This window comes from Blattabacterium sp. (Periplaneta americana) str. BPLAN (genome assembly GCF_000093165.1).
Classification (GTDB): Bacteria; Bacteroidota; Bacteroidia; order Flavobacteriales; family Blattabacteriaceae; genus Blattabacterium.
In genome coordinates, this window is record NC_013418.2 from 72,109 (window position 1) to 90,337 (window position 18,229).

The 18,229-nt window shown below is 27.8% G+C and carries 18 protein-coding genes; 12 read left to right on the plus strand and 6 right to left on the minus strand.

Translation table 11 applies throughout. The annotated features are described in order from the left end of the window. The first annotated feature begins 3 nt into the window (after nt 1-3). The 5 genes from BPLAN_RS00300 to BPLAN_RS00320 are packed head-to-tail and all read left to right on the plus strand — an operon-like array spanning nt 4 to nt 6,774. A complete protein-coding gene (locus BPLAN_RS00300) occupies nt 4-2,934 on the plus strand; it encodes a 4Fe-4S dicluster domain-containing protein (protein WP_012821223.1) in 2,931 nt (976 codons plus the stop codon). 15 nt (nt 2,935-2,949) lie between these two features. After that, complete coding sequence (gene nrfD, locus BPLAN_RS00305; RefSeq protein ID WP_012821224.1) at nt 2,950-4,347, plus strand: NrfD/PsrC family molybdoenzyme membrane anchor subunit; 1,398 nt, start codon at nt 2,950-2,952, stop codon at nt 4,345-4,347. Further along, a complete protein-coding gene (locus BPLAN_RS00310) occupies nt 4,340-4,876 on the plus strand; it encodes a DUF3341 domain-containing protein (protein WP_012821225.1) in 537 nt (178 codons plus the stop codon). Before nrfD ends, BPLAN_RS00310 begins: the two co-directional genes overlap by 8 nt. Beyond that, nucleotides 4,873-5,478: a cytochrome c gene (locus tag BPLAN_RS00315; protein WP_012821226.1), complete on the plus strand. Its 606-nt coding sequence runs from the start codon at nt 4,873-4,875 to the stop codon at nt 5,476-5,478. Before BPLAN_RS00310 ends, BPLAN_RS00315 begins: the two co-directional genes overlap by 4 nt. A 9-nt stretch (nt 5,479-5,487) precedes the next feature. After that, complete coding sequence (locus BPLAN_RS00320) at nt 5,488-6,774, plus strand: hypothetical protein (RefSeq protein ID WP_012821227.1); 1,287 nt, start codon at nt 5,488-5,490, stop codon at nt 6,772-6,774. Between the two features lie 16 nt (nt 6,775-6,790). On the opposite strand, the gene BPLAN_RS00325 is transcribed toward BPLAN_RS00320, so the two are convergent. The 5 genes from BPLAN_RS00325 to tsaB all read right to left on the minus strand — a co-directional run bounded on the left by BPLAN_RS00325 (nt 6,791) and on the right by tsaB (nt 11,507). Further along, nucleotides 6,791-7,138 (minus strand): uroporphyrinogen-III synthase, encoded by a 348-nt coding sequence (locus BPLAN_RS00325; protein WP_041178270.1) that lies wholly within the window; start codon nt 7,136-7,138, stop codon nt 6,791-6,793. Nucleotides 7,139-7,428: 290 nt separating this feature from the next. Continuing rightward, nucleotides 7,429-8,124: a TrkA family potassium uptake protein gene (locus BPLAN_RS00330; RefSeq protein ID WP_012821228.1), complete on the minus strand. Its 696-nt coding sequence runs from the start codon at nt 8,122-8,124 to the stop codon at nt 7,429-7,431. A 7-nt stretch (nt 8,125-8,131) separates the two neighbouring features. Then, entirely contained in the window at nt 8,132-9,763 is a 1,632-nt protein-coding gene (locus BPLAN_RS00335) for a TrkH family potassium uptake protein (protein WP_238523119.1), read from the minus strand. 154 nt (nt 9,764-9,917) lie between these two features. Next, a complete protein-coding gene (gene hemC / locus BPLAN_RS00340; RefSeq protein WP_012821230.1) occupies nt 9,918-10,850 on the minus strand; it encodes a hydroxymethylbilane synthase in 933 nt (310 codons plus the stop codon). A gap of 15 nt (nt 10,851-10,865) precedes the next feature. Continuing rightward, a complete protein-coding gene (gene tsaB / locus BPLAN_RS00345; RefSeq protein WP_012821231.1) occupies nt 10,866-11,507 on the minus strand; it encodes a tRNA (adenosine(37)-N6)-threonylcarbamoyltransferase complex dimerization subunit type 1 TsaB in 642 nt (213 codons plus the stop codon). Between the two features lie 55 nt (nt 11,508-11,562). Here tsaB and nadE point away from each other — a divergent pair, with 55 nt between their 5' ends. The 3 genes from nadE to cysS all read left to right on the plus strand — a co-directional run bounded on the left by nadE (nt 11,563) and on the right by cysS (nt 14,593). After that, on the plus strand, nt 11,563-12,366 hold the full coding sequence (nadE, locus tag BPLAN_RS00350) for an NAD(+) synthase (RefSeq protein WP_012821232.1): 804 nt from the start codon (nt 11,563-11,565) through the stop codon (nt 12,364-12,366). A gap of 93 nt (nt 12,367-12,459) precedes the next feature. Beyond that, nucleotides 12,460-13,134, plus strand: coding sequence for a GTP cyclohydrolase I FolE (gene folE / locus BPLAN_RS00355; protein ID WP_012821233.1), 675 nt, complete (start codon nt 12,460-12,462; stop codon nt 13,132-13,134). Between the two features lie 4 nt (nt 13,135-13,138). Next, on the plus strand, nt 13,139-14,593 hold the full coding sequence (gene cysS / locus BPLAN_RS00360; protein WP_012821234.1) for a cysteine--tRNA ligase: 1,455 nt from the start codon (nt 13,139-13,141) through the stop codon (nt 14,591-14,593). 5 nt (nt 14,594-14,598) lie between these two features. Here cysS and BPLAN_RS00365 read toward each other — a convergent pair whose 3' ends face one another. After that, a complete protein-coding gene (locus BPLAN_RS00365; protein ID WP_041178295.1) occupies nt 14,599-15,744 on the minus strand; it encodes a PLP-dependent aspartate aminotransferase family protein in 1,146 nt (381 codons plus the stop codon). Between the two features lie 125 nt (nt 15,745-15,869). Between BPLAN_RS00365 and atpB the strand changes: the two genes are divergently transcribed. The 4 genes from atpB to atpH are packed head-to-tail and all read left to right on the plus strand — an operon-like array spanning nt 15,870 to nt 18,229. Further along, the gene (atpB, locus tag BPLAN_RS00370) at nt 15,870-16,925 is read left to right on the plus strand and encodes a F0F1 ATP synthase subunit A (RefSeq protein WP_012821236.1); all 1,056 of its coding nucleotides are present in this window, start codon (nt 15,870-15,872) and stop codon (nt 16,923-16,925) included. A gap of 15 nt (nt 16,926-16,940) precedes the next feature. Next, the gene (gene atpE, locus BPLAN_RS00375; protein WP_012821237.1) at nt 16,941-17,168 is read left to right on the plus strand and encodes an ATP synthase F0 subunit C; all 228 of its coding nucleotides are present in this window, start codon (nt 16,941-16,943) and stop codon (nt 17,166-17,168) included. Nucleotides 17,169-17,177: 9 nt separating this feature from the next. Further along, on the plus strand, nt 17,178-17,672 hold the full coding sequence (atpF, locus tag BPLAN_RS00380) for a F0F1 ATP synthase subunit B (RefSeq protein ID WP_012821238.1): 495 nt from the start codon (nt 17,178-17,180) through the stop codon (nt 17,670-17,672). Between the two features lie 2 nt (nt 17,673-17,674). Beyond that, nucleotides 17,675-18,229, plus strand: a complete 555-nt coding sequence (gene atpH, locus BPLAN_RS00385) for an ATP synthase F1 subunit delta (protein ID WP_012821239.1) — start codon at nt 17,675-17,677, stop codon at nt 18,227-18,229.

Sequence of the window (18,229 nt, forward strand, 5' to 3'; positions counted from 1 at the left end):
TTTATGATGAAATCAAATAAAAAAGAAAACGCTATTTCTAAAATAGATATCCCAATTAAAAATTTTTTAAAAAATAGAACCTCTAGACGTGATTTTTTGAAATGGATAGGTTTTAGTACAGCTTCTGTTACTTTAGCCGCATGTAAAGGTCCAGTCATAAAATCTATTCCTTATGTCGTTAAACCAGAAGTGATTACTCCAGGACTCCCTACCTATTACGCATCTACCATGATAGATTCCTTCGATATTGGAAGTGTATTAGTTAAAACAAGGGAAGGACGTCCTATAAAAATAGAACCTAATCTAACTTCCAATTATTTCAATACCACATCAGCTAGAATTCAATCCTCTTTGTTATCTCTTTATGATGAAAAAAGATTAAAAAATCCTTTCATTAAGGGAAATAAATGCTCTTGGAATCAAATAGATAGTTATGTCATTTCCCATTTAGAAAAAATATCAGAAATAGAAAAAGATATTGTGATTCTTTCGTCCTCTTATCCAAGTTTTTCGACAAAAAAATTAATCCAAGATTTTACAAAAACCTATCCAACCACAAAATGGATTACTTATGATGCTATTTCTTATTCAAAAGCTTTAGATGCTGCGAAAGAAATATTTGGATTCCGGGCTTTTCCACTTTTTGATTTATCAAAAACTGAATTAATAGTATCTTTCAATGCGGATTTTTTAGGAGATTGGAGTCCGGAAAATATGAGTAATTCTTATGCAAGGAATAAAAATCCAGAAAAATCTATGATACAACATATTCAGATAGAAAGTAATATGAGTCTATCTGGAGCAAATGCTGACATTCGTATTTCAAAAAAGCCATCAGATATAGAAAAAATGTTGTTTGAAGTTTACCAAAAACTAGTTCTTAAAAAAGATACTAATAGTGAAATGGGAAAAAAAATAACTGACTTAATTCAAAAAAAAGGATCAAAAAGTGTAGTTTTTGCAGATGGAAGTAAAGAAGCATATATTTTTTCTTTTTTAATAAACAAAAAAATTCATAGTCAAGCTTTACAAAAAAATAAATTTGTTTTATCAAAAGAAAGTGATGATGATAAACTAAAAGACTTTATAAAGAATTTAGAAAAAGAAAAAGTTGGAGCTTTATTAATTCATAACACTAATCCAGTCTATAGTCTTCCTTATTCTCTTTCTCATTCTCTAAAAAAATTTTTAAGAAAAATACCAGTTACTATATCTTTTTCTATGAAAAAAGATGAAACCAATGAATTAATGGATGTATTAACTCCTATTCCTCATTGGTTAGAAAGTTGGGGAGATACTCATCCTGTCACAGGGATTTACACCCTCATTCAGCCTACCATTCAGTGTATATTTAATACAAGACAATTTCAAGATTCTTTAATGATTTGGGGAAAAACTCCAGAAAAAAATTATTACGAATACTTAAAAAACATTTGGGAAAAAGAAATTATTCCAAAATCCAATGTTTCCTCTTTTCAGGAAGCTTTGTTTCACGGAGTAGTGGAAAAAAAAGAAAATATTATCCAGAAAAAAAATCTTCTATCTAATAAGAAATATTATATAGATGAAAAAAATCAATTAGATAAAAATTTTGAACTTAGATTATACACAAAAACAAGTCTAGGAGATGGCCATCAACATGACAATCCATGGCTTCAAGAACTTCCAGATCCGATTACGCGGACTACTTGGGAAAATTATTTAACTATATCATATGATGATGCAAAAAAAATAGGAATAAAAAATTGGTATACAGGAACAGGAGCTATGAATGGCCATTGTGTGGATTTAATCAAAGATCATAAAATCTTGATTAAAGATCTACCTGTTTATATTCAACCTGGACAAGCTATAGGTTCTATAGGTTTATCTTTTGGATATGGACAAAAAATAGGAAAATTTTCTAAAATGATCAAAGGAAAAAATGCTTATGTACTTTACGAAAATTTTCATTTGATACAAAAAAATATACAGATAAAAAAAGTAAATAAAATACATAAATTTGCTTGTATTCAATTACAAAATACAACTGCAGGAAGAAACTTAGTCAAAGAAACAGATTTAGAAACTTTTTTAAAACATTCTAAAGAAATTTGGAATGAAGAAGAAAAAATTTTTACTCACAAAGGAATGCTTCCACCAGAGAATATTTCTATTTGGAATGACCCTGTCGTAAAAGAAAAAGATAAAAAAGGTCATCATTTTCATCTATCTATAGATTTGAATGCTTGTATTGGATGTGGAGCTTGTATTATTGCATGTCATTCTGAAAATAATGTTCCTATTGTGGGAAAAGAAGAGATTAGAAAATCTAGAGATATGCATTGGTTACGTGTGGATAGATATTATTCTGAAAAAGAAAATTCTAGGGGTGAATTTTTAAAAGATCCAAAGGTTTCTTTTCAACCTGTCATGTGTCAGCATTGTGAGAATGCTCCTTGTGAGACTGTATGTCCGGTTGGAGCTACATCTCATGGAGAGCAAGGTCAAAATATGATGGCATATAATCGTTGTGTAGGAACACGTTATTGTGCAAATAATTGTCCTTATAAAGTAAGACGTTTTAATTGGTTTAATTATACTAATAACCAAAAGTTTGATTTTCATATGAATAACGATCTAGGAAAAATGGTTCTTAATCCAGATGTTGTTGTTAGAAGCAGAGGAGTTATGGAAAAATGCTCTTTGTGCATACAAAGAACACAATCTGTTATAGGAGTTGCAAAAAAAGAAAATCGAAAGATAAAAGATGAAGAATTTGAAACAGCTTGCAGTATTTCTTGTCCTACAAAAGCAATTACTTTTGGAGATGTTAATGACAAAAATAGTCATATTTTAGAAAAAATTAAAGATCAAAGAAATTATAAACTTCTGGAATTTCTCGGAATACGTCCGAATATATCCTATCAATTAAAGATTAGAAACTTGAAATAGAAAGAAGGGATTATTATGTTAAAACTAAATAAAAACCATGAACCCTCTATAAGAGAACCATTGATTATAGGAAATCAAACATTTCAAAATATTACCGAGGATATTTTGAGACCTATAAAAAATAAAGCTGGAAAGCTATGGTGGATTTCTTTATTAATCTCAATTATGGCTTTTTTGTGGGGTTTAGGATGCATCTTTTATACTATAGGGACGGGAATAGGAGTATGGGGTTTAAATAGAACTATAAATTGGGCTTGGGATATTACTAATTTTGTTTGGTGGGTTGGAATTGGTCATGCTGGAACTTTGATTTCTGCTGTTCTATTATTGTTTCGTCAAAAATGGCGTTTATCTATTAACCGATCAGCTGAAGCTATGACTATTTTTGCGGTTATTCAAGCTGGATTATTTCCTATTATACACATGGGAAGACCATGGAATGCTCATTGGGTTTTACCGATTCCAAATCAATTTGGTTCTTTGTGGCCTAATTTTAATTCTCCACTTTTATGGGACGTATTTGCTATTAGTACTTATTTTTCTGTTTCTACTGTTTTTTGGTTTATGGGATTAATTCCAGATTTTGCTATGATCAGAGATAGAGTCACAGATCCTATACAGAAAAAAATATATGGCATTCTTAGTTTTGGGTGGGGAGGAACATCTAAAGATTGGAAAAGATTTGAAGAAATTTCTTTGTTGCTAGCTGGACTATGCACTCCATTAGTTTTTTCAGTACATACTATTGTTTCATTTGATTTTTCTACTTCTGTGATTAAGGGTTGGCATAGCACTATATTTCCTCCTTATTTTGTAGCTGGAGCTATATTTTCAGGTTTTGCAATGGTCCAAACTCTATTAGGAGTAGCTAGAAAAGTCCTTTCTTTAGAAAGTTATATAACTAGAAATCATATTGAGTATATGAATATGATTATTTTATTAACAGGAGGAATAGTTTTATTAGCTTATATATCCGAATTTATTCTTGCATGGTATTCTAGCAGTCCTTTTGAAGAGTTCACTTATTTTTCTGCAAAAGCTGCAACAGGACCATTTTGGTGGGCTTTTTGGGCGTTAATTATTTGCAATGTATTGATTCCCCAATTTTTATGGATTAGATCTGTAAGAAGGAGTTTTTTTTGGTCTTATATAATAGCAATTTTCATCAATATTGGAATGTGGTTTGAGAGGTTTGATATTATCGTTTTAAATCTAAGTCATGATTATTTGCCTTCTTCTTGGACTGGTTTTATGCCTTCATTTGTGGATGTAGGAATATTTATAGGAACTATTGGTTTTTTTTTCGTTCTTTATTTGTTATACATACGTGTATTTCCAGTTATATCACAGGCAGAACTAAAAACAATATTGACGTTGAAATGTTCCAAAAAAAATATAACAAAAAATGATTAAATCCGTATTTAATATTCAGGCATTATATGATCATGAAGATTTAATGATAAATCATTTAAAAATTCTTCGAAAAAAGAACGTAAATATACATGAAGTTTATTCTCCTTTTCCCATTCATAATTTGAATAAATTACTTGAATTAAAAAAAACAAATTTGTCCTTTTTATCTTTTATTTATGGACTTCTAGGATTTGTTACATCTAGTATACTTACTTGGTATACAATGATTTATGATTGGCCGCAAAATATTGGAGGAAAACCATCTTATTCTTGGATTCGCAATCTTCCTTCTTTTATTCCTGTAATATTTGAATTGTCTATTTTTTTTTCTGCACATTTTATGTGCATCACTTATCTTTTTCAATGTAAATTATTTCCAGGATCTCCTCCAAAAAATCCGGATCCTAGAACTACTGATAATATGTTTCTAATAGAAATTTATACAGAAGAAAATGCTGAAAAGTTACGGAATTTTTTAAAAGAAAATGGAGCTATGGAAGTGAATATAACTAAAATAGTTCAAACATGAAAAATCAATATCTTTATGTTCTTATCCTTTTTATGACACTGAATTCTTGTTGGTTTGATAAATCAAAACCTAATAGAGTATATATGCCTGATATGTACTACTCAGATGCATACGAGCCTTATTCAGATCCATATCCAAATTATAAAAAAACTCTTAAAAAAAGTGGAATTCCTCTTTTTATAAAAGGGAAAACTTCATCTCTTTTGCCTGTGAAAGGAACTATTCCAAGAAATTCTTATGGATTTAATTTTTACCAACCTGATGGGACCCAGAAAGGATATAATCTATCTAAAAAAATATTGAAATCTCCTTTACAAAAGAGTAATAAAAAAGAATTAAATAAAATCATAGAAGATGGAAAAAATATCTATAAAATTAATTGTTCTATATGTCATGGAGAAAATGGAGATGGACAAGGTTTTTTAGTAAAAAAAGAAAAAATATTAGGAATTCCCAGTTATAAGGATAGAGACATTACTATTGGAAGTATTTATCATGTGATTACTTATGGAAAAAATAACATGAGTTCCTACGCCTCTCAATTAAATGAAACAGATAGATGGAAAGTAGCAGAATATATAATGATTCTAAAGAATAAATAAAAATAAAAGATGTATCAATTTTCTCAAAAAAATAAAAAAATTATTATTTTTATAATGCTCATAGGTTTTTTTCTTCTTTTTTTTGATCAAATTCTTTTTTCAAAGAAAATTTTTTTTTCCAAAAAAAAAGAACTTTTCTTAGAAAGGAAATCCACGGAAAATAAAAAAAATGCTTTCCAAAAAGCCGAAAAAACAGAAAATAAACCTTGGATAGGATTATATATGTCTCTATTTTATTTTACCAGTATTTCTCTAGGATCTTTATTTTTTTTAGGAATACAATATGTATCAAAATCAGGATGGTCCATTATCATCCATCCTATCATGGAAGAAGTTTCTTCTTTTCTTCCATATGGAGGAGTGATGATTCTAATAATATTATTATTAAATGCTATGGATTACATTCATATATTTCATTGGATGGATCCCACTTTATATGATCCGACCTCTTTAGAATATGATAAAGTCATTGCAAGTAAAAAGTTATTTTTAAACATTCCCTTTTTCTTAATCAGAAGTTTTATTTATATAATTGGCTGGTGTTTTTTTTATTTCAAAATAAAAAAAACATCTTCTATTTTAGATAAAACATGTTCTTTGAAGGATTACAAAAAACTAAATTTTTTATCTATCATATTTATAATATTTTTTTCTATCACATCTATTTTTATGGGATGGGACTGGATAATGTCCTTGAATCCTCATTGGTTTAGTACTTTATTTAGTTGGTATGTTTTAAGTACCTATATAGTAACAGGAATAAGCACCATTACTATAATTGCTATTTATCTAAAAAAGAAAGGATGTTTACCTTTCTTTAATGAAAATCACTTACATGATTTAAGTAAATATCTTTTTTCCACTAGTTTACTGTGGACTTATTTGTGGTTTTCACAGTTTATCCTTTATTGGTACGGAAACATCCCGGAAGAAATTTCTTTTTTTCTAAAAAGAGAAGAAGTCTACGGATCTATTCATTTTTGGATGCTCATTTCAAATTTTTTGATTCCTTTTTTAGGTTTAATGAGCAGCAGATGTAAAACTAATCCAAGAATAGTCTTTACAATTGCTAGTATATTACTTTTTGGACATTATATAGATATATACAATTTAATAGCTCCAGATGTAAATGGAATCTTTGATCCTAAATTTGGATTATCTGAAATTGGATCTTTCCTATTGATAGGTTCTATTTTTTGCTATATTTTATTTAGCAACTTAAACAAGAAAAAACTTCATTCTATTGGAAACCCTCTTTTTCAAGAAAGTAAAAAATACAAATATCCTTATATATAAATAAAAATGACGGTTTTTACTTATGGAAACAAAGTTTTCTTACAAAAAGAAGAACTTCTTTCATAGAAGGGATATCTGGAATCCAGATTTCTTTATTCAAATATCTTGAAACAGATTTTGCTGTAGTTCTTCCTATAGCAAAAAATTCTGTTTTGTAGTCATCCAGTATTTTGTTTTTTAGAAAAAACGATTTTACTCCAGAAGGACTAAAAAATATGATTCCATGATAACTGGATAGATTTTCTATTTTATGAGGAAGAAAAAAAGTTTGATAAACTTCATATCGATTTAAAAGAATATTTTTTTTGGAAAACTTTGTCATTACTCTTTTTAAGTAGATTATTTTTTCCACAAAACCAATCATAAGACTTATTGGAATTTTTTATAAAAATGTCATCTATAAGATCTTGTACATAATTTTTTCTCAAAATAAAAGAAAAATTTCCAAATTTTTTTTTTCTTCAAAAGATCTTTTCCAAAATTATATATAAATCCTTTTACTCCATTATAACTAGTAAAAATAAATCGATCATTTAATAGAATAGGTTTTTTTTGTAAAATAGAATACTTTACGGATAAAAAATCACAAGATTTAATAAAAAAAACTTTTTTGAAAAAAAAGAAGGAAAATTTACAGATTTAGTGATAAGAATTTTAATCATAATTTTTTTCTTTTACAAAATTCATTATGGATTTATTAGATCCAAAAAGTGTTAATATATCTCCTTTTTGCAGAATCGTATCTCCAGTCACCAATCCGATCACTTTTCTTGTGGATGAATTTCCCTTATGCGACATCGGAATTTTAATATCTCGTATTACAGTGATTAAAGAAACGGAATATTTTTGTGTTAATTTTAGACTTTTCACAGACTTTCCATTAAAGGAATATGGAGAAAAAACTTCTGCAATAGAATATTTATTATCCACTCTAAAATAATCTAAAGCATAATTAAAGGATATTTGTTTAGTTAATCGGAAAGCGGCGTCTTGTTCTGGATGTACAACATCGTTAATCCCCATGGCCTCTAATATAGTATCATGTATTTTTGATAAAGATCGACTAACTATTCTAAGATGTTTATATTTTTTTAGTATCGCCGTAGTTACTATTGATGATCCTTCGTTTTCTCCAATAGCTACAATTCCTAAATCAGCTTGTTGTATCGGCAAGACTTTATAAGCGGCTTCATTATTAGCATCCATACATACAACATTAGCTATATGATCTTTTAATAAGTCCACTTTTTCCATTTTATGGTCTACTCCAAAAACTTCATGACCATTGTCTGTTAAATTGAGAGCTAAAGATCTTCCAAAATTTCCTAAACCGATAATAATAATTTTCATAATATCATTAATTTATGAGAATATTTCCTTGAGGAAACCGATAATAATAATGACTATTTATTCTATTTTTTAATAATCCTACCATAATATTAAAAACTCCAATTCTTCCTAATAACATTAAAATGATTAACACTAACTTACTTCCATTAGATAAATTAGAAGTAATTCCTAAAGATAATCCTACTGTTGAAAAAGCGGAAAAAACTTCAAAAGAAATGGATAAAATCTCTTTTTCTGGATCCAAAAAAAGAATAATCAAAATGCTTATATATATAACAATTAAAGATAATATGATAATAGCAAAAGAACGTCTAACAGATTCTGAAGAAATCTCTTTTCTTTGAATTTCTAATCGATTCTTTCCTCTAGATAAAGAAATAACATTCATTAAGGCTAATGCAAAAGTACTTGTCTTAATTCCTCCACCTGTAGAAGCGGGGGATGCTCCAATCCACATCAAAAAAATAGTAAATAATATAGTAAGAGGAGTCCATTTATTCAGGTTCAATACTTGAAATCCTGCTGTTCTAGATGTGGCAGAAGAAAAAAATGAAGCAATCCATTTTCCAGTAAAAGAAGGATGTTCGATAAGAGAGAAATGCAATTCACTGAAATAATAAAAAATGGTTCCAAAAAAAAGTAAAATAAAGGTTGTGAATACAACAATTTTTGTATTCAAAGTAACAATATGAGCAGGATGTCTAAAATATTCCTCTTTAAAAACTTTATAAAAATATTTTTGGAATGTAATCCATATATATGTAAAAAAATTAAATAAAATATTAAAACCTATTCCTCCCAATATTAATAAACAGGCAATAATAAATTGTAATAGATAATTAAACCTAACAGATTCAGAATAAAGACCTTTACTAAGAGTAGAAAATCCACTATTACAAAAAGCGGATATGGAATGGAAAATAGAAAAAAACAAAGGACTATCAGTTTCTATGAAATTTTTTTCCTTATTAATAGAAAAATAAATTAACAAAGTTCCTATAATTTCTACGGTTAAAGTAAACAGAACAACTTTTACGGCTAAACTAAGAACATTATTAGTAGTTTTTGTATTCAAAAAATTGCTAATGTATATTCCTTCTCTAAAAGAAAAACCATCTCTAAAAAAATAACTAAAAAAAGAAGTGATGGTTAAAATTCCTAAACCTCCGAGTTCTACTAACGTTAGAATAATCACTTTCCCTAAATAGGTAAAATCTTTTGCGGTATCTAATACTACTAGACCTGTCACACAAACGGCACTAGTAGAAGTAAACAAAGCATCTATAAACGAGATGTTTTTAACTGTAGAAGTCGGAAGCATAAGCAAGACTGATCCTAAAAAAGATAGAAATACAAAACTAGTAATAAAAATAAAAGCAGGATTATGTATTTTTACATATATTATTCGCATGAAATAAGTAATACGAATCAATATGTATAAAGTCAAACAAATTAATAAGGTTATTTGTATATCTGTTATCTTATCAGTTTTGAAAAAAAAGAATTGTCCAACAGAAAAAATAAAAGAAGTAATTAAAATAAAAAAAGATAAAAAAATCATGGATTTATATCCCTTATAAAGACTCCTTTCGAACAAAAAACAAAAATGAAAAATGCTAAGTATGAATACTATTCCCATGAGGATCCCTATATCTAAAACAGGATTTAGAGATGTTTTCCACCCTAAAGAAATAATTATATAGAAAAATGTGATTGGAGTTATAAATGGTAATATATTTCGGAATATAATTTGGGTCATGACTTTCTATGCTTACTTACTCCTCTTACTCTTACTATGAAATATTTTTTATTCTCATATTCTCCAATATTTTTTTTCCTCCTTCCTCCAATATTTCCTTTGCACACTGATATCCTATAACATTATAATTAGTTCCTATTTTTTTTTTTCTTATTTTTTGCATGCCATCTAAACTGAATAATATTCCGGTAAAATAAATAATTTTATTTTTAATGATTGCATGGGCCCCAATAGGGGTCACACATCCACCTCCTAAAGTTTTCAAAAATTGACGTTCTATATTTGCAGATAATCTAGTATTCCTATCATCTAATTCTTTAGTTAAATAATGAATCCATTCATTGTCTTTCCGTGTAGAAACAACAATAATTCCTTGTCCAGGAGAAGGAATCATCCAATCCAAAACTTTAAAATTAAAACCTTCTAAATCATTTAATAATCCCAAACGTTCCAATCCTACCTTAGCAAAAATAGCTCCTTTCCAAGAGTTATTATATAATTTTTTTAATCGAGTATTTATATTCCCTCTTAAATCCACAATGGTATGATGAGGATAACGATTCTTCCAAAATGCCCTTCTTCTAAGACTTCCGGTAGCTATAACGGCTTCTATTTTAGAATTCAATAAAAAATTACTGGATCCTTGATATATTAATAAATCGGAAAAACTTCCCCGCTTCAAATAAGCAGAAAGAACTATTTTTTCTGGAAGACTAGTAGGAACATCTTTTAAAGAATGCACAGCCATATCAATTTTTCCAGAAAGAAGAACATCAGTTAAATTTCTAGTGAAAATACCTACTTTTTTAAATTTATAAAGAGGAATATTTTGAATTAAATCTCCTTCAGATTTTATAAAAAACAAATGAGAACAATAACCTAGTCTATGAAGGACTTTTTGAACTTCTATTGCTTGAGAAATAGCTAGTGGACTATTTCTTGTTCCTATTCTAATAATTTTATTCAAAAAACTCTTTATTTTTTATAAATAACAAGGAATAAATTCTTCAATGTTATTGAATTTTTTATTACAAAATTTCACGTAGGAAAGAGAAGACATATCCATTGCAGATGGATAAATAGGAAAAATAAAACGAAAATTATCCGTAAATAACTTCTCTACTTTTGGACAAATTATATTTCCAAATAAATATACTTTTTTATTCTCTGTTATAGACTTGAAAAAATCACCACAAAACTTCTTTATAGAAATAGGACATAATCTTTTTTTATATTTATTAAATAAAGTGGTATAAAAAAGATCTGATTTTGCATGTATCATAGGAATTAAAAATCCATCTTGGACATCTATTTTTTGACTCAAAATAGTTAATGAATCTAATGATAATAAGGGAATTCCTAAAGCATAACATAAACCTTTAGCAGCAGAAACTCCTATTCTTAAGGAAGTGTAGGACCCTGGACCTTGACTTACACAAATGGATTGTAAATCATTTATATTAATTTTGGAAATTTTTATAGCATATTGTATAAATGTATGTAATTTTTCTGAATGAAGATGTTTATCCGTATGTTCTTCTATGGAGATTAAGCATATACCGTTTCTTGCTATGCTAACCGAGCAATTTTTTGTAGAAGTTTCCAAATTTAGGATCAAAGTCATCTTTATTTTATTTATTATTTTTTTTCACAACCAAAATATCTAAAATCTATTTAAAATGATAAATAATGCAAAAAAAATAGTTCGCTATATTGTGCAGTGGTTAAAAAAATACATCAAAAAAACTCAATCAAATGGTTTTGTTATTGGAATATCCGGAGGTATAGATTCTGCTGTGGCCTCCATGTTAGTCGCTATGACTAAATACCCAACTTTCACATTAGAAATGCCTATTTTAGAAAAAAATCCAAATTTTCTATCTGAACAACATGTAAATTTTTTAAAATCTAGATTTTTAAATGTTCATCATCTAAAAAAAGATCTATCTTCTTTATTCACTTCTTTTATTCACACTATGAATGATAATATTACAGAAAAAAAAAATAAACCTTTGGCCTTAGCCAATGCAAAATCTCGTATCCGTATGTTAACTCTATATTATTATGCAAATATAGAGAATTATTTAGTGGTAGGAACTGGAAATAAAGTAGAAGATTTTGGAGTTGGATTTTTTACAAAATATGGAGACGGAGGTGTCGATATACATCCTATAGCAGATTTAACTAAAAGTGAAATCCGTTTTCTTGCCAAAGAATTAAATATTATTGATGGAATACAAAAAGCTGAACCTACAGATGGATTATGGGAAGATCAAAGATCAGATGAAGATCAGTTAGAAGCTACTTATGAAGAATTAGAATGGGCCATGAAAATCGCAGAAAAAAAGGAAAAAAATTTTCATGAAACCTTTAAAGGGAGAGAATATGATATTTTGAAAAAATATCAATATCTACACAAAAAAAACGAGCACAAAATTAGACCTATTCCTATCTGTGAAATTCCTAATATTTTTAAGAAATAGAAAAATAATCTCCTAATTCTTGGAAAAAAAAAGAGAAACATATCAATCCAAAAACCTTTTCGTACCTTTGTTTTTCATGGATTAAGTTAAATTATGATGGGAGAAGAGTATAAAAAATTTTTAGAAAAAGATAATAAGGATACTAATTTTTTAGAAAATCATGAAACTCCACTACGTGATGATGCTTTTCTTATAAGCGATGAAAAAAAAATTGATAAAATAGAAAAACATTTTTTCCACATTATGGAAATTTTAGGTTTGGATATGAATGATGATAGTTTACGCAGTACACCTAAACGTGTAGCAAAAATGTTTATAAAAGAAATATTTAGCGGACTAAATCCAAAAAATCATCCTCATTTATCCACTTTTGAAAATAAATATAAATATAATCAGATGTTGATAGAAAAAAACATAATAGTTTATTCTACTTGTGAGCATCATTTTCTACCTATTGTTGGAAAAGCACATGTTGGCTACATTTCCAATGGAAAGGTTGTGGGTCTTTCTAAAATTAATAGAATCGTAAATTTTTACGCAAAAAGACCACAAGTTCAAGAACGTTTAACTATGCAAATTGTTAAATCTTTACAAAAAATACTAGATACAAAAGATGTTGCTTGCATTATAGACGCAAAACATTTATGTGTAAATTCTCGTGGAATTCGAGATATAGACACCAGAACGATCACTACTGAATTAGTAGGAGCATTTAAAAAAGATTCGGAAATTCGAAGAGAATTTTTCCATTATATTGGAAGATCCTAATTTTATGAATATAGAAAATTATATACGCTATATACGAGATCATATACAAATATATAATTCTTTTACCGGAAAAAAAGAATTATTTAAACCTATTCATAAGGAATATATAGGAATTTATGTTTGTGGCCCTACTGTTTATAATCATCTTCATTTGGGAAACTGTCGGACTTTTATATTATTCGATTTAGTTTTCCGTTATTTTAAACATTTAGGTTATAAAGTACGCTATATCAGAAATATTACGGATGTAGGACATTTAGAAAATGATAGTGATGATGGAGAAGACAAAATTCATCAAAGATCTCGTTTTGAGGGTATTGAACCTATGGAAATTGTTCAAAAATATACTTTATCTTTTCATCATATATTAAATATTTTCAATACTTTACCTCCAAGTATTGAACCAACAGCTACTGGTCATATTATAGAACAAATTGATATGATTCAAAAATTGATTCAAAAAAATCTAGCTTACGAAAATAATGGATCTGTTTATTTTGACGTAAAAAAATATAGTCAATTATGTTCTTATGGAATATTGAGTCATAATAGAATCGATCAACTTTTTAAGAAAGAATCTAATTTTCTGGGTGAAAAACGACATTTTCAAGATTTTTCTCTTTGGAAAAAAGCTAAACACAGTCATATTATGAACTGGAACTCTCCATGGGGAAAAGGAGTACCAGGTTGGCATATAGAATGTACCACTATGAGTACAAAATATTTAGGAGAAGTTTTTGATATTCACGGTGGAGGAATAGATCTTAAATTTCCCCATCATGAATGTGAGTTAGCACAAGCAATAGGAGTTTATAACAAGAATCATCTTGCACATTATTGGATGCATACGAATATGCTTACTTTAAATGGAAAAAAAATGAGTAAATCCACAGGGAATTACTTATCCACAAAAGATTTAGTCTCTAAATATCATCCAATAATCATTCGATTCTTTATATTACAATCTCATTATCGTAGCCTTTTAAACTTTTCTCAAAAAGGACTTATAGATGCAGAGAAAGGATATCATCGTTTAATTAATGCAATAGAAAAATTAGAATTTTTTTCTAAAAGTGATAAAAAAAATATATCAAAATTTGATGTAAATAAATGGATAAAAAATTGTTATGAAGCTATTAATGATGATTTTAACACCCCTTTATTAATCTCCCATCTCTTCCAAGTGATTCACATTTTGAATCATTCTATTAACTATATAGGGGATTCTATACATTTATTAAAAAAATATATGAATCATTTTTTATTTGATATACTTGGTCTTCAAAAGATAGAGAAAAATCCCTTTGAAAAAACGTCTAAAAAATTAAAAATACTTACTGAAATATTAATAAAAATTCGAATAGAAGCAAGAAAAAAAAGAAATTGGGTTCTTTCAGATTTAATTCGCGAAGAACTATCGCGCATAGGGATTTCATTACATGATGACAAACTTGTTTAGTCTTTTTAATTTAAAGCTTGATCTATATCTTCAAGAAGATCTTCTTCATTCTCTATTCCAAAAGATAAACGGATAAGAGAATCTTGAATTCCTGCGTTTCTTCTAACCTCTAAAGGAGTAGATTTATGTGTCATAGTTGCCGGATGACAAATTAAACTTTTTGTTCCTCCTAAACTTTCTGCTAGTTTAAATAATTTAGTAGAGGTTACAACTTTTTTTGCCGCTTCTATAGTATCTTCTTTAAGACTAAATGACACTATTCCTCCGAAATAGAGTTGTTGTTTTACTGCTATTCTATGATTTTTATGCTGAGATAATCCAGGATAATAAACCTTATCAATACAGGTATTTTTTTCTTCCAATAAAAAAGAAGCTATCTTAAATGCATTATCAGACTGTTTCTTAATACGTAGATACAAAGTTTGACACCCTCTTATAGTTAACCAACAATCAATAGGAGACAAAATCCCTCCAGTAGCATTTTGAATGTATTTTAATTGTTCATATAAATCTGGATTTTTCACGGTAATTAGTCCAGCTAATACATCTGAATGTCCTGCTAGATATTTTGTAGCACTGTGAATAACTATATCTGTTCCTAAACTGAGAGGATTCTGAAGAGCTGGAGTAGCAAAAGTATTGTCTACAACAACTAAAATGTTTGGGTTAATTTTTTTAGAATTTTCACTAATATACTTAATATCAGATATTTTCAAAGTAGGATTAGTAGGAGATTCTAACCAAACCATCTTAGTTTTAGGAGTAAGGATAGAAATAACATTTTCTGCATAGGTAGTATCCACGAAATGGGTTTTAATTCCTAATTTTTTATACAAATTTAATAAACGAAAAGTTCCCCCATAAATATCATCCACAGCAACTATTTCATCTCCAAATTCTAATAATTTTAAAACAGCATCCACAGATGCTAACCCAGAAGAAAAAGCTAAACTGGCATAGCCTTTTTCTAAATCTGTAATTAATTTTTCCAATATTTTTCTTGTAGGATTATTGGTTCTTGTATAATCAAAACCTTTATGAACTCCAGGAGATTTTTGAACATAAGTAGAGGTCTGGTATATGGGAGTAGAGATAGCTCCTGTTAGAGGATCTGATAAAATGTTTTGAATTAGTTTTGTTTCTTCCTTCATCGTCATTGTATTTTGCACAAATTTATATACAAATGTACTCTTTCAATTCAAAAATTCAAATTTTATAAGAGAATATTTACCTTCTTTCTGGAAAAAAATATAAATTTGTTTCCTACTTTTTTTGAATGACTTTAGCTTTAAAAAAATTAGGATTATATTGCTTTTTTTTGATTTTTATTTTTCTTACAAATCTTTTTGCTAATGAAAATGAAAATAAAAAAAATATAGATGTAGCTAAGACTATTCTTGAACATGTAAGTGATTCTCACGAATGGCATGTTGTAGGAAATCATGAAAAGGGAATTATATTTTCTTTACCAGTGCTTTTGTGGAATAATGGATGGGAATTTTTTTTATCCTCTCAATTTTCTCATGGAAAAGTAGTAAAAGGAAAATATGGAAATTATAAAATGTTTCAAGAAAAAATATATAAAACAAATTCTATTGGAAGTTTATATATAGATGCAAGAGGTTTTCCTAAAAATGATAGACCTTTGGATTTTTCTATTACAAAAAATGTAGTGTCTATTGGAATATCCTTTTTAATATTATGTTACATTTTTAGGAGAATGAGATATAGCTATAAAAATTATCAAACGAAATGGAATTTCGGAATTTTCTTAGAATTCTTAATCTTATTTATTCGTAATGAAATAGTTATTCCAAATGTTGGAGAAAAAAAATATAAAACCTATTTTCCTTTTTTGTTGACTGTGTTTTTTTTCATATTGGTTAATAATTTAATAGGTCTTTTACCAGGATTTCCAAATGTTACAGGAAATATAAGTGTCACATTGGTTTTAGCAGTAATTACTTTTATAATCATCAATATGAAAGCCAATAAAAATTATTGGAAACATATTTTTTGGATGCCAAATGTTCCCATAGGGATAAAGTTTTTGTTAGCACCCATAGAATTTATAGGGATTTTCATTCGTCCATTAACTTTATGTATTCGTTTGTTTGCCAATATTACTGCTGGACACATCATTATTTTAAGTTTTATTTGTCTTATTTTTATTTTTAAAAATTTTTTTATTGCTAGTTTTTCCATTATTTTCGGCTTTTTTATTTCCTTGTTGGAAATTATGGTGGCTTTTTTGCAAGCCTTTATTTTTACGAATTTATCTGCTTTACTTATAGGAATGGCCGTAAAGGAATATGAACATAAAACGTATTAAAATAATATTATCATTATGGATATAGATTTAACTTATTCAGGTTTAGCCGCTTTAGGTGCTGGAATTTCGGTAATAGGAGCTGGTTTAGGAATTGGGAAAATTGGAAGTTCCGCAATGGATGCTATTGCTAGACAACCTGAAGCTTCAGGAAAGATACAAAATGCCATGATTGTTGCTGCAGCTCTTATTGAAGGGGCAGCTCTTTTTGGAATAGTAACCGCTTTATTAGCTGTGTTTAAATAAGTTTTTGTAATGGATTTGGTTACTCCTTCTATCGGTTTAATTGTTTGGCAGACAATAATATTTCTGATATTGATCTCCTTTCTTTCCAAATATGCATGGAAACCAATTATGAAATTCATTGATCAAAGAGAGGAAAAAATTAGAATTTCTATGGAAAAGGCTGATTTAGTTCAAAAAGAATTGAAAATGGTAGAAAATAAAAAAAATCAAATTTTGAAAGAAACTCGCATAAAAAGAGATAGAATTTTGGAAGAGGCCATTCAAATTAGAGAAAAAATAAAACATAAAGCTATAGAAGAAGGTGTTTTGGAGAAAAAAAAGCTTATAGAAGAGACAAAAAAAATTATGCAGGTAGAGAGAAAAATGGCCATACAGGAATTGAAAGATCAAATAGGTGATATTTCCATAATCATTGCCGAAAAAATCTTAAAGAAAGAGTTGGAGACAAATCAAAAAACGAATAAACAAGAAAAATTTATCAAAGAATTAGTAAACAAATTATAAAAATGTTTTCGAAAAAAAAAGTGACTAGACATTATGCTAAAGTTCTTTTTGAGTATTCGATGAATAACGAAAAAAAGGATTCTACTTATCATAAAATTAAAAAAATATCCTTCCTCTTATCTCAAAGCATTGAATTGAATAAGGTTTTGTGTACCTCTTTGTTAAGTTCTGCAAGAAAAATACAAATTTTAGAAAAAATTTTCTATTCTTTCGATCCTTTTATTTTTCATTTTATAAAAATTTTAACAGTACGAAAAAGAGAACATCTTTCCAAAAAGATTTTTTTGGAATATCAAAAAATTTATCAGGAAAAAAAAGGATTGTTAAAATTCCACCTTATTTCTGCTTTTCCATTAAGAATGGATCTTCAAAAAATGATTATAAATAAAATCATTTCTTTAGAATCAAAAAGAAATAATAAAAAATATCAGATTTTTAATAAAATAGATGAATCCATTCTTGGAGGTTTTTTGCTTCGTATAGGATACAAAGAATGGGATTTTAGTGTGAAGGGACAATTATTTAGTATTCAAAAACTATTGAAAAATTCAGTTTAA

Coding starts and splice junctions, on each gene's coding strand:
- BPLAN_RS00300 (WP_012821223.1), top strand. CDS start 4: ATGATGAAATCAAATAAAAAAGAAAACGCTATTTCTAAAATAGATATC.
- nrfD (WP_012821224.1), top strand. CDS start 2,950: ATGTTAAAACTAAATAAAAACCATGAACCCTCTATAAGAGAACCATTG.
- BPLAN_RS00310 (WP_012821225.1), top strand. CDS start 4,340: ATGATTAAATCCGTATTTAATATTCAGGCATTATATGATCATGAAGAT.
- BPLAN_RS00315 (WP_012821226.1), top strand. CDS start 4,873: ATGAAAAATCAATATCTTTATGTTCTTATCCTTTTTATGACACTGAAT.
- BPLAN_RS00320 (WP_012821227.1), top strand. CDS start 5,488: ATGTATCAATTTTCTCAAAAAAATAAAAAAATTATTATTTTTATAATG.
- BPLAN_RS00325 (WP_041178270.1), bottom strand. CDS start 7,138: ATGATTGGTTTTGTGGAAAAAATAATCTACTTAAAAAGAGTAATGACA.
- BPLAN_RS00330 (WP_012821228.1), bottom strand. CDS start 8,124: ATGAAAATTATTATTATCGGTTTAGGAAATTTTGGAAGATCTTTAGCT.
- BPLAN_RS00335 (WP_238523119.1), bottom strand. CDS start 9,763: ATGGGAATAGTATTCATACTTAGCATTTTTCATTTTTGTTTTTTGTTC.
- tsaB (WP_012821231.1), bottom strand. CDS start 11,507: ATGACTTTGATCCTAAATTTGGAAACTTCTACAAAAAATTGCTCGGTT.
- nadE (WP_012821232.1), top strand. CDS start 11,563: ATGATAAATAATGCAAAAAAAATAGTTCGCTATATTGTGCAGTGGTTA.
- folE (WP_012821233.1), top strand. CDS start 12,460: ATGATGGGAGAAGAGTATAAAAAATTTTTAGAAAAAGATAATAAGGAT.
- cysS (WP_012821234.1), top strand. CDS start 13,139: ATGAATATAGAAAATTATATACGCTATATACGAGATCATATACAAATA.
- BPLAN_RS00365 (WP_041178295.1), bottom strand. CDS start 15,744: ATGAAGGAAGAAACAAAACTAATTCAAAACATTTTATCAGATCCTCTA.
- atpB (WP_012821236.1), top strand. CDS start 15,870: ATGACTTTAGCTTTAAAAAAATTAGGATTATATTGCTTTTTTTTGATT.
- atpE (WP_012821237.1), top strand. CDS start 16,941: ATGGATATAGATTTAACTTATTCAGGTTTAGCCGCTTTAGGTGCTGGA.
- atpF (WP_012821238.1), top strand. CDS start 17,178: ATGGATTTGGTTACTCCTTCTATCGGTTTAATTGTTTGGCAGACAATA.
- atpH (WP_012821239.1), top strand. CDS start 17,675: ATGTTTTCGAAAAAAAAAGTGACTAGACATTATGCTAAAGTTCTTTTT.